Here is a 13253-nt window from a genome sequence, read left to right on the forward strand (position 1 = left end):
AGATGAATTAATCGCCGATCGACTTGCCGTAGCCTTCGGCGTCGAGCAGCTTGTCGAGAGAGGCGTCGCCGGCCGGCTTGATCTTGAAGAGCCAGCTTTCGTAGGGCGCGCCGTTGACCTGATCCGGCGACGAAATCAGCGCGTCGTTTGCCGCGACGATTTCGCCCGAGACCGGCGCATAGATGTCGGATGCGGCCTTCACCGATTCGATGACCGCGATCGCGTCGCCCGCCGCAACGGTCTTGCCCGCGGCCGGCAGCTCGACGAACACGATGTCGCCGAGCGCTTCCTGCGCGTGATCGGTGATGCCGACGGTCAACGTGCCGTCGGATTCGGTGCGGACCCATTCGTGCGATTCGGTGTATTTCAGATCGGCCGGGATGCTCATTGGATGCTCCTTGCGTAGTTCTTTCGTGAGGTTCTTGATCGGAGGGAACGGGCGCGGCGGCGTCAGGACAGTTCGATCAGCACCTTGCCGCCGCGCACGAACGGAAGTTTTACCACGCGCGCCGGAAGTTGCTTGTCGCGGATGACGACCTGCACCGTGTCCCCGGCGGCAACGGCCGTGGGCACGCGCGCGAACGCGATCGACTCCTGCATCGACGGCGAAAACGTGCCGCTCGTGATTTCGCCGTCGCCGTGTTGCGTGACGACCTTCTGATGCGCGCGCAGCACGCCGCCCGCCTTGCCGTTTTCCTTGATGAGCACGAGTCCGACGAAGTTCGCCTTCGCGCCGTTCGCTTCCAGCGCGCTGCGGCCGACGAAATCGCGCGGCGTTTTGAGATCGACGGTCCATGCGAGTCCCGCGTCGAGCGGCGAGACGGTTTCGTCCATGTCCTGACCGTAGAGATTCATGCCGGCTTCGAGGCGCAGCGTGTCGCGCGCGCCGAGGCCTGCGGGCTTCACGCCTGCATCGCGCAGGGCATTCCACAGCGCTTCGACGTGCGTCGCCGGCACTACGATCTCGAAACCGTCCTCGCCTGTGTAGCCGGTGCGCGCAAGCATCAGCTCGCCGAATTGAGTCGATGGGAACGTGACCGCGTTGAACGGCTTGATGTCCTGCGTCTGCGCGCGCGTGTCGGGCAGCACTTGCCAGGTTTTTTCGCGCGCGTTCGGGCCTTGCACGGCGATGATCGCGAGATCGCGGCGCGGCGTCATGGAGAGATTGAATTCGCCTTCGGCGTTCAACTGCCCGAACCAGGCGATGTCCTTCTCCGCCGTGCCCGCATTCACGACGGCGCGAAAGCTCGTCTCGGAGAAGTAATAGACGATGAGGTCGTCGATCACGCCGCCGTCGCCGTTGAGCAGGCACGAGTAGAGCGCTTTGCCGGGCGTTGTGAGTTTGTCGACGTTATTGGCGATCGCGTATTTGAAGAAATCGCGGACAGCCTCGCCTTCGAAATCGACGACGCGCATGTGCGATACGTCGAACATGCCGGCATCGGTGCGGACGGCGCGGTGCTCGTCGATCTGCGAACCGTAGTTGACGGGCATGTCCCAGCCGCCGAAATCGACCATGCGCGCGTTGAGCGCGAGGTGGGCGGCGTGCAAGGGCGTGTGTTGAAGAGAAGTCATCGGGGCCTCGGTTCGCGAACAAAAAAGGCCACGCAGCGCGCTTTTTGCTTGTTGGACGTGCCTTTCGTGCTGCGGGAAGCAGCGCGCAAGGCTCATGCCGCAAGCGATTGCGATGCGTGACCCCTCTGTCCTCGGTACCTGAGAGATTGCGCGAACCTCAGCGTGGCTGATGGTTCATCGCGCGCCCCTTCGGTGGGCAACTGACTTCGTGGATGAAGCCGCTGCCGCTCTCCAGAGTGCGAGGAAACTTCGTTCCTCGACGCAGTCGGTCCTTTTGCCTGAGAGTTTGCGGGTGTGCCCCTTCGGCGGCGCGGCCTTCCGTTGCTTCTTTCTACGCGACGAACGGCCACGCGCTCTCCCGACGCGTGCGGCAGAATTTACGCGACCGAATTGGGGTTGTCAAACGGATTCGGGCGGGTCTGATGGACAGCGCGCAGGAGGATGAACTGTGTTCATTTGATGCGCTCGAACCCCACCTTTCGCCCTTCCCGCTCACTCTGCATCGCCAACTCGATGATCGTCATTACATCGACCGCATCCTGCGGCGAAACCGGGAACGGCTTGCCATCCAGAATGGATGCCGCCAGCGCGCGGTAATACTCGACGTACGCGCCATCCTTGGTCGCGAACTCATGGCGAAGATCGAGATCGCCGTCGACTTCGCGCAGCACGCCCGGCGGATTCTTCGCGAATTCTGGATTGCCCGGCCGCATTCCCGAACGCAGTTGATCTTCCTGCGTATCCAGCCCGTTCTTCACGTAACTGCCACGCGTGCCGTGGATCGCGAAACGCGGCGGCTCCAGCGCCGCGAGCGCACTCGCGTGCAGGACGACTTCCTTGTCGTCGTAACCGAGCACCAGATGCACGTAATCCGGCGCGTGCGCGTGATCGCGATGCGCCTTCACGAACGCCGTCACCGTCTGCGGCGCGCCGAACAGCGTCAGCGCCTGATCGATCAGATGCGGTCCCAGATCGAACAGCAAGCCGCCGCCGCGCTCCGCTTCCTCGCGCCACCGCTGTGGCACTTTCGGGCGAAAACGGTCGAAGTGCGATTCGTAATGCGTGATGCGCCCGAGCCGCCCGCTCTCGATCAGCGCACGCACCGTCATGAAATCGCCGTCCCAGCGGCGATTGTGAAACGGCGCGAACACGAGGCCTTTTTGCTGCGCGAGATCGGCGAGCGTGCGGGCGTCGCGAGCGGAAAGCGTGACCGGCTTGTCGACCACGACGTGCTTGCCCGCCGACAGCGCCCGATGCGCGAGGTCGAAGTGCGTGTCGTTCGGCGTCGCGACCACGACGCAATCGAGTTCGTCGATGGCGAGCAGCGCATCGAAATCGGCGACGATCCGCGCATTCGGATAGTCGGCCTGCGCGCGCTCGGCCTGCGACGTGGCGATCGCCGTCACTTCGGCGCGGCCGCAATGCTCGATGACGGGCGCGTGAAAAGTCGCGCCGGCGAGGCCGTAACCCATTACGCCGACCTTCAGTGCTGTTTCCATGCGGGCATCGTCCTGTTGGGAAATCGATCGGATATTGTGGCACGAACGAGGGCCGGAACCGTGCCGCTTCTATCGTGTTAACATCGCCCTCTCCTTTGCGCGCAGGTAACAGCTAGGCGCGCCCAAACTCCAAAGCCAAAACGATGTCCGCTGGTCTGAACGCCGCGCAAAGCGAAGCCGTGCGCTATCTCGATGGTCCCTGTCTCGTGCTCGCCGGCGCCGGCAGCGGCAAGACGCGCGTGATCACGCAGAAGATCGCGCATCTGATCGAAAGGCGCGGCTTCGAGCCGAAGCACATCGCCGCGCTCACCTTCACGAACAAGGCCGCGCTCGAAATGCGCGAGCGCACCGCGAAGCTCCTCGAAGGCAAGACGCTCACCGCGCCCGGCAAGGAAGGGCGCAAGATTCCCGTCAATCAGTTGACGATCTGCACGTTTCACTCGCTCGGCGTGCAGATCATGCGGCAGGAAGCGGAACACGTCGGACTGAAGCCGCAGTTTTCCATCATGGATTCCGACGACTGCTTCGGCATGGTTCAGGAGCAGCTCGGCACGACGGACAAAGGCCTGATCCGCAAGATCCAGTCGATCATCTCGCTGTGGAAGAACGCGATGGTCTCGCCCGATCAGGCCTCCGTGCTCGCGAGCAGCGAGGACGAGCATCAGGCGGCGATCGTGTATCGGAGTTACGCGGCGACATTGCACGCGTACCAGGCGCTCGATTTCGACGATCTGATCCTGCGGCCCGCGCAGCTTTTCGCGGAGAACGAGCAGGTGCGCGACAAGTGGCAGAACCGCCTGCGCTATCTGCTGATCGACGAGTACCAGGACACGAACGCGTGCCAGTATGAACTGGTGAAGCAGCTTGCCGGCCCGCGCGCGGCGTTCACCGCCGTCGGCGACGACGATCAGGCGATCTACGGCTGGCGCGGCGCGACCATCGAAAATCTCGCGCAGCTCGGCAAGGATTTCCCGAAGCTGCACGTCATCAAGCTGGAGCAGAACTATCGGTCGACGGTGCGGATTCTGACGGCGGCGAACAACGTCATCGCAAACAATCCGAAGCTGTTCGAGAAGAAGCTCTGGTCCGAGCACGGCATGGGCGACACGATTACCGTGACCGGCTGCAACGACGAAGAGCACGAAGCGGAGTCCGTCGTGTTCCGCTTGTCGGCGCACAAGTTCGAGCGGCGCACGTCGTTTCGCGATTACGCGATTCTCTATCGCGGCAACTTTCAGGCGCGCATCTTCGAACAGGTGTTGCGGCGCGAGCGCATTCCGTATGTGCTCTCGGGCGGGCAATCGTTCTTCGACAAGGCCGAGATCAAGGATCTGATCGCGTATCTGCGTCTGATCGCCAATCCCGACGACGATCCCGCGTTCATCCGCGCGATCACCACGCCGCGGCGCGGCGTCGGCAACACGACGCTCGAAGCGCTCGGCGCGTTCGCGGGCGCGGCGAAAGTGTCGCTGTTCGAGGCGGTGTTCATGGGCGGCATCGAGGCGCGTCTTTCGGCACGGCAGGTCGAGCCGCTGCGCACGTTCTGCGAATGGATGCGCCGTCTCTCCGATCGCGCCGACCGCGATCCCGCGACCGAAGTCCTCGACGACATGATGGAAGCCATCCACTACGAGTCGTATCTCTACGACGCGTACGACGAGCGCCAGGCGCAGTCGAAATGGCAGAACGTGCTCGAATTTCTCGAATGGCTGAAGCGCAAGGGTACGAAGCCGGAGGCCGCGCCCGGTACGGAGCAGACCGGTTTCGATACCGCCGACGGTTTCGCCGATGAAGGCAAGAACCTGCTCGGCCTGATTCAGACCGTCGCGCTGATGTCGATGCTCGAAGGCAAGGAAGAGGATCCGGATGCGGTGCGGCTGTCGACGGTGCATGCGTCGAAGGGGCTGGAATATCCGCACGTGTTTCTGGTGGGCGTCGAGGAAGGCATCATGCCGCATCGCGGCGGTTCGGACGATGACGCGCCCGTCGACGATGCGCGTATCGAAGAAGAGCGGCGGCTGATGTACGTGGCGATCACGCGGGCGCAGCGCAGTCTGCATCTGAACTGGTGCAAGAAGCGCAAGCGCGCGCGGGAGACGGTGGTGTGCGAGCCGTCGCGGTTCATCCCCGAGATGCTGCTCGACGATGCCCCGCCGCCGACGGCCGAAGAAGCGCCCCTGTCGCCGAAGGATCGCATGGCGATGTTGAAGGCGATGTTGCAGAAGGGATGATGCGTTTGCCGCCTTGCCAATGAGAAACCCCGCTGACGCGGGGTTTTCTGGGGCTTACTTCGCTGCGTTCGCCATGTAATCGACGGCGGCTTTCACGTCCGCATCCGATGCGTTCGATCCGCCCTTCGGCGGCATCGCGCCCTTGCCGTGCAGCGCGTAGTTGTAGACGGTTTCCATCGGCTCCTTGAGGCGCGGCGCCCACGCAGCCTTGTCGCCGAACTTCGGTGCGCCGAGCACGCCCGCCGCGTGACATGCCTGACAGACCTGTTCGTAGAGCGCCTTTCCGGCCTGAGCGGCATCGGCGCTTTGCGCGCCCGCTGCGGGCGCCGCCGATGTCTGCGGCACCGAGGCCAGCGCGGCCACGGCGGCAGCGGCTTGAGCGTTTTCGTTGGAACTTGCTGCTGCCGGCGCAGCCGCCGCAGCCGATGCGCCTGCCGCCGCGCCCGGCGCGGGCTCCGCCGGTTCGGCGAACTTGCCGCCGCTGCCGTTGGCCATGTAGACGACGGCGCGCGCGATCTCGAAGTCGCTGTAGTCGTCAGGGCTGGTGCCGCCGCGCGCGGGCATCGCGCCTTTGCCGTTGAGCGCGTTGTGCAGAAGCGTGTCATAACCTTCGCTGATGCGCGGGGCCCACGCGCCGGCGTCGCCGAACTTGGGTGCGCCCGCGGTGCCAGCGGCGTGGCAGGCGGAACATACAGCCTTGAAAACTTCCTCGCCGGTTTTGTAGACGCGCGGCGCGTTGGCGTCGCGGACATCGACCTGAGCGGCGGGCGCGATGCGCTCTTTCACCGACTGTTCGATGTCCGTGCCCGCGCCGATGCGCGTGGAGTTGTTCACGTACACCGCGAGCAGGATGATGATGGCGACCGGGATGCCGAATCCCGCGATGACCGCGGCGATGAGTTGGCCGGGTGTCTTGATCGGGGCTCCGTGGGGTGCTTCGCTCATGCTTGTCTCGTCTCCCGTTTTTTGGTGTGAGTCGGTTCAGTGACAGCGTGACAGCTCATGCATGGCGCTAGAGCGCGCCTTGGGGAAAGGCACGGTCGATTATAGACGGAACGCTTAACTGACGGCACGGAGTGGCCGGCGCGGCGGAGCGGGCGTTTACCCGAATCGTGTGATGCTTCGTGACTTGTTTCGCACGGCGCTCGAACGCCCGCACGATGGACGGCGTCACGAAAAACAGGTATTCTTTCGGATTCGCATGGGCCTTGCAGCCGTCTTACGGCAAGTTGTTCCTCCGCAAGCCCTTCTCCGATGCGCCCGTAGCTCAATGGATAGAGTACTGCCCTCCGAAGGCAGGGGTTGCTGGTTCGATCCCAGCCGGGCGCGCCAAGATTCTCACCTCATCAAACTCGCGACCAGCCGCGGCGCACTTTCAGAATCTTTCATCCGTCGGTTCGTATATCATTTGGACATCCCGCCCTTGGCAGTAAGCCGTCCGCCCATTCCGGACACGCCGAACCCTCGGGCGTTTTCATGTCTGGAGTCAGGAAGTGCCGACTGCTGTGCTGATAGACGGGGCTTACTTCGTCAAACGATTCCGTCAGATCGAACCTCAAAACGCGTACAACGCCCAGCGTGCATCGGAGCAGGCTTTTCGCTGGGCCGTCGCTCACTTGCACGAAAGCCGTAGTCGTACCAAGCATGATCTCTATCGGATTTTCTTCTACGACTGCCCGCCTGTGCAGAAGAAGCATCACAATCCAATCGACAAAAGACCCGTCGATTTCTCGAAGTCGACCGAAGCGATCTTCCGTCTCGAACTGCACGAACTTCTGAAAAAGAAGAGAAAGCTGGCGCTGCGCCTCGGCCATCTCGCCGGCGATTCGGGCTGGACGATCAAGCCTTTCGTCGTCGGCGAGTTGCTAAAAGGTCGCAAGAAATTCGAGGAACTTGCCGCCGACGACGTCTATCTCGATGTCAGGCAAAAAGGTGTCGACATGCGCATCGGCCTCGACATCGCTTCGCTGTCTTTCAAGAAGCAGGTTCGCCAGATCGTCTTGATTGCCGGTGATGCCGATTTCGTACCCGCCGCGAAACTCGCGCGCCGCGAAGGCATCGATTTCATCCTCGATCCGATGTGGCAGTCGATACCAGCGAGTCTGAACGAACACATCGACGGACTGCGATCAACCTGTCCGCAGCCCGGCAAGCGGCCACGAATCGAATCGGCCGAAGCGCTTAACGCTGCTTAGCATCGAGCTGGCTGATCGTCCCCCACCCAAACCCCATCCCCGCCAGCCACCTCCTATACCCCACCGCCATCCGATCGCACTTCTGATGCAGCTCCGCATCCAGCTCGAGCGGCAGGCGCTGCGGCCACTGCGATTCCACGATCGGCGTGTCCTGCATCAGGATCTCCATATTGAAGTCGTAGAGCTCCTGATCCGAATGCGTCGAATCATCCTCATGAATGGACACGAGCCACGCGCGCGTCTCCGTTTGGGTCACCGGCGACGCCGCCAGCAGGATATGCAGCGCGCCCGTCCCGCCCGATGCCATCTTCGTCAGCTTCGCAATCAAAGGCCGCTTCACGCGATACACATAATCGATCATCGCGCCGCCCTGCCCCGGCATGCCCGCGGGTTGCCAGTATCGGCATTGCCGCGCTTCGAGACCTTCATCGCTCGCGACGACTTCGTAATCCGGCACTTCTGTATGCGTGTCCTCGCCCAGAATCCCCGCATGCACGAACGAAAAGTGCGCCATATCCAGAAAGTTTTCGACGACACGCGGCGCCGATGACCGCACCGTCTGCGGCGCGAGATTGATGCGCCGTCCACCGGCAATCGCGGCTTCGGGAAAGAAATCGAGCGCATAAGCAGGCGCGCCGAAACACATCCAGACAACGCCGTATCGCTCCTCGCTTGCGAACGTCGTCGCGCACGCGCGCTTCGAAGGACGCAACGACGGGTTCGACGGAATCCGCAAGCACTGTCCTTCGATGTCGTATTGCCAGCCGTGATACGGACACACGATCTGATCGCGCATCACGTGTCCGAGCGACAACTGCGCGCCCCGATGCGGACAGTAATCGCGCCACACATGCGCCGCGCCGGCGCTGTCGCGCCACACGACGATCCGCTCGTCCGCGACGACGAAACTCCGCGCGGCGCCGTCGGGCACGTCTTCGCTATTGCAGACCGGCAGCCATTCGCCCGCCAGAGAAACAGAATCGTCGCGCATCACGAGAACCGGAAATAGATGTCTAAAACCCGTTCATACACGAAACACAGCGTCTTCACAAAACGTTGCAAAATAGCGGATCGCTCGCTCGGCGCAATACGATACGACTCCATTTTGCCGATGCCATGCGACGGGGCCGCAGTACAGAGCAGCAAAGATAAAAGAAAGAAATCACCAGTCAGGGGTTCAGTATGGAGCAGGCGCATCACCCGGCACGCCGGACTTATGCCTTTGCATGGTTCGAGCACCGGAATCCCGAACGGGAACAGGCCACGCTGCGAATCTGGATGGGCGCGGCGGTCCTGCTGGCCTACGCCGTCTTCGCGTGGGTACGCCCTTCACACGATGCACTGCTCGTCGCACGCATCATCGCGCTTTACGTGTCGTACGGCGCGATCACGCTGCTGATCCTGAGCCGCGTGCGCGCGCCTTCCGGCACGCGCCTCATCATCACGACCATCGCCGATCAAACGCTGCTCGGCATCGCGCTCGCCGCCGGCGGTTCGACCGCGCTGCCGCTCATCTGGGTGATGTTCTGGTTCCTGATCGGCTCGGGATGCCGCTACGGCAAGCGCCCGCTCGCCGTGTCGTGCGCGACGGCGCTCGTCATCGTCGTCGTGCTTGGGATCTGGCAGCCTTGGTGGCGCGAGAATCTGCCCGCCGCGATCGGTTTGGGGTTGAGCGTGCTCGGCGCATCGGTGTATCTGAGCGTGCTCGTCGACCGGCTCGGCAATGCCAATCGCGATCTCGCGCGGCAGGCATCGACCGATCCGCTCACGGGTCTGTCGAACCGGTATGCGCTCGAGCGCATCGTCGATCGTGCGATGACCTCGCCCGAAGCCAGCGGCGATAACCACACGGCGCTGCTACTGATCGACCTCGACGGCTTCAAGGAAGTCAACGACACCTACGGCCACGCCGTCGGCGACATGCTGCTGCAAGCCTTCGCGCAATCGCTCGCGAGGCGCATGCGCAAGTCGGACACCATCGCGCGTCTCGGCGGCGACGAGTTCGTCGTGCTCGCGCATCAGATGCGCGACCGCGCGGCCGTGCTTTCCGTGGCCGACAGCATTCATTCGACACTGCGCGCGATCACGTCCGTGCAGGAGCGGCCGGTGTCGGTATCGGCGAGCATCGGCGCGTGTTTGCTTTCCAGCGCGACGGCGGCGGCGAGCGGAACAACGAATCAGCCCGGCATGAGCGCCGTGCTGCGCGCCGCCGACCGCGCGATGTATCGCGCAAAAAGTCTCGGCGAAGGCAAGACCGTCTTCGCCGAGACGCGGGACTTCGAGGCCGGCTAAAAAACGTCAGGCTTCGACGCTCGTCCATGCCTGCTCGCGCAGCTTCGTGCGCAACCGTGCGACCGCCTGGCTGTGCAACTGGCACACGCGCGACTCGCTCACTTCCATCACCGCGCCGATTTCGCGCAGGTTCAGGCCGCGTTCGTAGTAGAGGCTCATCAGGAGCTTCTCGCGCTCGGGCAGCTTGTCGATGGCTTCGATCAGCGCGCCGCGCAGACTGTCGTCGAGCAGCGCCGAAAGCGGATCCGAACGGTCGACGCAATAGCGGTCGAGGAACGGCTCGTCGTCGGCGGAACGATCGAAGTCTTCGTAGTAGATCAGCTGGCTGCCGTGCAGGTCCTGCAGCATCGACTGATACTCGTCGAGCGGCAACTGCATGTGCTCGGCGATTTCGGTCTCGCTCGCCGAGCGGCCGAGGTTCTGCTCGACCTTGTGCACCGCCGATTCCACCTCGCGCGAAGTCTTGCGCATGCTGCGCGGAAGCCAGTCGTTCGCGCGGAGTTCATCGAGCATCGCACCGCGAATGCGCTGGCTCGCGTACGTCTCGAACTGCGCACCCTGATCTTCCTTGTAGCGGCTGGCCGCATCCAGCAGGCCGATCATGCCGGCCTGGATCAGATCGTCGAGATCGACGCTCGCCGGCATCTTGGCGACGAGTTGGAGCCCCAGCCGTCGAACGAGCGGTGCGTATTTCGTCAGCACTTCCGACTGTGAGAGTTTGCCTTGGGCGTTATACATCTTGGTCACCTATCTTGATCACATCGACGCCGTGCTGCTCATTGCAAAGCCGTGAAGCGCAGCCGCACGATGCGACGCCTCCCGCGCGCCCTTTACAGAGTCGCCAACCGGAATTCGCGCGTCTGGCTGGCCGCCCGGCTCGCGCATGTACTGCGCGGGACGCATCGGCCAGTGCAGGAGCTCCGCCGCGATCGCGCGGTAGTCGCGTGCCGCGGCCGTGGCCGGGAACGCTTCGACTGCGCAGCGTGAGAGATCCTTTGCCCGAGCGACGCGCGCATCCTCGGACACATACCCTGCCTGCACGAGCGAAACGGCCAGATACCGGCTCGCGACGCCCGACAGATTGTCGAACGCGACCGCCGCATCGGCCGGGTTCTGCACGTGATTGATGAGCACGCGGAACTGGCCGATCGCATGGGCGTAGTGCAGACGCTTCATGCACGCATACGCCTCGGTGATCGCCGACGCGGCTACCCGCGTCACGATGAGAAAGTCATGCGCCTGCGCGGCGAGCGTCGACAGCGCGCCGTGGCGATCGAGTTGCGCATCGATCAGCACGATGTCCGCCGGTCCGTCGAGCAACGCGCGGCATTGCGCGGCGTCGTGGACGATGCGTTCGTCGCGCGGCGCGGCCATCAGCGAGAAGCCGAACGGCGTGCGCTCGACGGCATCGCCGATCGCGCGCCGGCCCGACATCACCGCTGCGAGCGCGCCCGCGCCTTCGATGCCCGCGAGGCGGCTCACCGATTCCTGGCCGCGATGCTCGTCGATCACGAGCACATCCTTGCCGTGCACGGACAGCGCCGCCGCGAGATTCACCACCGCCGACGTGCAGCCGATACCCGCCGGCCCGCCCGCGACCGCCACCACGCGCGAACCGGCGCGCGTGAGGAGCCGTCGCAGACCTTCCGCCTGATCGAGCACGAACTTATCCAAAGTGCACCCCATGCAGTTCGGTCGTGGCGCGTGCGGAGAGTGCCGAGAGCAGCGCGGGCACTTCTTCGTCTTGCGGCACGAACGGCGAGTTGTCGCGCGGAATGCAGAACGCGCTCTTGATGAGAAAACGCTTGGTCGCGACGTACAGGTTCTCCGGCACCTTCTGACCCGTCGACACGTAATGCACGGGCAGCTTGTAGCGGATGACCGTATCGAGCACGCCGCCGAGATTCGTCGCTTCGTCGAGCTTGGTCAGGATGCAGCCCGCGAGCGGCGGCTGATCCGCCGCGCTCTTGTAGGCCTGCACGACTTCGTTGAGCGTGTCGCCGTGGCTCGTCGCGTTGAGCAGCAGGATGCGGTGCACCGGATGGCCCGCGCCGCACAGCATCGCGATCTGGTCCGACACCATGCGATCGCGCTGGCTCATGCCGATCGTGTCGATCAGCACGATATGTTTGTTGCGCAGTTCGGAGAGCGCGAGCTGCAGATCGGCTGCGTCCTTCACCGCGTGAACGGATACACCGAGAATCTTGCCGAAGATGCGCAGTTGCTCGTGCGCGCCGATCCGGTAGCTGTCGGTCGTGAGCAGCGCGACCTTGCTCGCGCCGAAGCGCATCACGCAGCGCGCCGCGAGCTTCGCCGTCGTCGTCGTCTTGCCGACGCCCGTCGGGCCCATCAGCGCGAACACGCCGCCGCGCTCCATCAGCGCGTCTTCGCTGTCCATCACCGGAATATTCGATTCGAGGACCTGCTGCACCCATTCCAGCGCGCCTTCGACGTTCTCCATCTCGGGCATGTTGTCCACCATCATGCGAACGAGTTGCGCGGAGAAACCGGCGGAGAAAAGACGCTTGGTCAGCAGCGCGCCCGTGGGATTCCGACGCTGGCGCTCGCCCCACAGCAAGCCCGAGAACTGCTCTTCCATCATCGAGCGCATCGACGAGAGCTCGTTCATCACCGTTTCGTTGACGACCTGCTCCATACGCGCGCGGATCGCTTCGGTGACGACAGCCGCCGCGTTCGCGGGCAAACCTTCGAAGGCGTTTTCCTTCGATGCCGGCGCGGCGTTCGCTTCGGCTGCTTCGGCGTGCGGCGCACTCGCGTTGATCTTCTGCGCGGCGCGGCGCGCGGCGACTTGCGCGGCTTCGCGCGCCCAGCCCGGCGTCACGACCTTCGGCTCGACGTGCTCGTCGGCGCGCTTGACCTGAGCCTTCTTCTCGGCGCGCGTCTCCTGCGCGGCGACCGGCACCGGCACGCCCATTCCGCGAGCGATTGCAGCCGACGCGGTCAGCGGACGGTTCGACGGCATCGATGCCTGCTGCGCGATGCGCTTCGCATGCTCGATCAGCCACGGATTGGAATCGGCCATCGTGGACGGCGTGTCGTCTTCGGCGCGAGCTTCCGGTTCGGCGTGAAATTCATCGTCGGCATCGATGTTCGCGCCGAACACCGACGAGAACACGTCGCCGCTCGCGTAGGGATTCGCGGCGGGCTGCTTCGCCGGCATCGCTGCGGCGGCGGCTGCCAGCGCGGCGCGCGAAGAACCGGCGGAGCGCACGGCGTGTTCCTTGGCGGGCGGGATCGATGCGATATCGCTGTCCGCGACACCGACGATCTCGACAGAGCCGTCATCCAGCGTGCGATTCGACAACACAACGGCATCGGGTCCGAGCGCTTCACGAACCTGGCGCAGTGCGTCGCGGCTGTTCGCGCCGATGAATTTACGAATGTTCAAACTTGCCCCCGATGAGGTGAGACTGCGATCTTTAGCAAGCGGACCCACTTGG

The 13253-nt window shown here is 63.8% G+C and carries 11 protein-coding genes, 1 tRNA gene and 2 riboswitches; of the genes, 4 read left to right on the top strand and 8 right to left on the bottom strand.

Annotation, left to right across the window (positions count from 1 at the left end; all coding sequences use genetic code 11):
• Positions 1–7: 7 nt before the first annotated feature.
• The 3 genes from gcvH to AWB77_RS00550 all read right to left on the bottom strand — a co-directional run bounded on the left by gcvH (position 8) and on the right by AWB77_RS00550 (position 3074).
• Positions 8–388, bottom strand: a complete 381-nt coding sequence (gene gcvH / locus AWB77_RS00540; RefSeq protein ID WP_061132464.1) for a glycine cleavage system protein GcvH — start codon at positions 386–388, stop codon at positions 8–10.
• A 62-nt stretch (positions 389–450) separates the two neighbouring features.
• Positions 451–1575 carry a glycine cleavage system aminomethyltransferase GcvT gene (gcvT, locus tag AWB77_RS00545; protein ID WP_061132465.1) on the bottom strand — a complete coding sequence of 375 codons (1125 nt, stop codon included), beginning with the start codon at positions 1573–1575 and terminating at the stop codon, positions 451–453.
• A gap of 115 nt (positions 1576–1690) precedes the next feature.
• Positions 1691–1820: riboswitch (glycine riboswitch) on the bottom strand.
• 10 nt (positions 1821–1830) lie between these two features.
• A riboswitch (glycine riboswitch) is annotated at positions 1831–1946 on the bottom strand.
• A gap of 81 nt (positions 1947–2027) precedes the next feature.
• Positions 2028–3074, bottom strand: coding sequence for an oxidoreductase (locus AWB77_RS00550; protein WP_061132466.1), 1047 nt, complete (start codon positions 3072–3074; stop codon positions 2028–2030).
• A gap of 143 nt (positions 3075–3217) precedes the next feature.
• On the opposite strand from AWB77_RS00550, the gene AWB77_RS00555 reads away from it, so the two are divergent.
• Positions 3218–5305: a UvrD-helicase domain-containing protein gene (locus AWB77_RS00555; RefSeq protein WP_061132467.1), complete on the top strand. Its 2088-nt coding sequence runs from the start codon at positions 3218–3220 to the stop codon at positions 5303–5305.
• A gap of 54 nt (positions 5306–5359) precedes the next feature.
• Here AWB77_RS00555 and AWB77_RS00560 read toward each other — a convergent pair whose 3' ends face one another.
• Positions 5360–6250, bottom strand: a complete 891-nt coding sequence (locus AWB77_RS00560; protein WP_061132468.1) for a c-type cytochrome — start codon at positions 6248–6250, stop codon at positions 5360–5362.
• Positions 6251–6561: 311 nt separating this feature from the next.
• Here AWB77_RS00560 and AWB77_RS00565 point away from each other — a divergent pair.
• Together AWB77_RS00565 and AWB77_RS00570 are read left to right on the top strand one after the other, a co-directional pair.
• Positions 6562–6637, top strand: a tRNA-Arg gene (locus AWB77_RS00565).
• A 161-nt stretch (positions 6638–6798) separates the two neighbouring features.
• Positions 6799–7500, top strand: coding sequence for an NYN domain-containing protein (locus tag AWB77_RS00570; RefSeq protein ID WP_061132469.1), 702 nt, complete (start codon positions 6799–6801; stop codon positions 7498–7500).
• Here the strand turns inward: AWB77_RS00570 and AWB77_RS00575 are convergent.
• Positions 7487–8491: a Rieske 2Fe-2S domain-containing protein gene (locus tag AWB77_RS00575; protein ID WP_061132470.1), complete on the bottom strand. Its 1005-nt coding sequence runs from the start codon at positions 8489–8491 to the stop codon at positions 7487–7489. The genes AWB77_RS00570 and AWB77_RS00575 overlap by 14 nt on opposite strands.
• Positions 8492–8682: 191 nt before the next feature.
• On the opposite strand from AWB77_RS00575, the gene AWB77_RS00580 reads away from it, so the two are divergent.
• A complete protein-coding gene (locus AWB77_RS00580) occupies positions 8683–9792 on the top strand; it encodes a GGDEF domain-containing protein (protein WP_061132471.1) in 1110 nt (369 codons plus the stop codon).
• Positions 9793–9798: 6 nt separating this feature from the next.
• Here the strand turns inward: AWB77_RS00580 and AWB77_RS00585 are convergent, their stop codons facing one another.
• From AWB77_RS00585 to flhF, 3 genes are read right to left on the bottom strand one after another with little or no spacing between them, the layout of a single operon-like run.
• The gene (locus AWB77_RS00585) at positions 9799–10530 is read right to left on the bottom strand and encodes an RNA polymerase sigma factor FliA (protein WP_061132472.1); all 732 of its coding nucleotides are present in this window, start codon (positions 10528–10530) and stop codon (positions 9799–9801) included.
• A gap of 18 nt (positions 10531–10548) precedes the next feature.
• A complete protein-coding gene (locus AWB77_RS00590; RefSeq protein ID WP_061132473.1) occupies positions 10549–11466 on the bottom strand; it encodes a MinD/ParA family ATP-binding protein in 918 nt (305 codons plus the stop codon).
• Positions 11459–13201, bottom strand: coding sequence for a flagellar biosynthesis GTPase FlhF (flhF, locus tag AWB77_RS00595; RefSeq protein ID WP_061132474.1), 1743 nt, complete (start codon positions 13199–13201; stop codon positions 11459–11461). Before flhF ends, AWB77_RS00590 begins: the two co-directional genes overlap by 8 nt.
• Positions 13202–13253: the final 52 nt, after the last annotated feature.

Source organism: Caballeronia fortuita (genome assembly GCF_001544835.2).
In the GTDB taxonomy this organism is placed as follows: domain Bacteria; phylum Pseudomonadota; class Gammaproteobacteria; order Burkholderiales; family Burkholderiaceae; genus Caballeronia; species Caballeronia fortuita.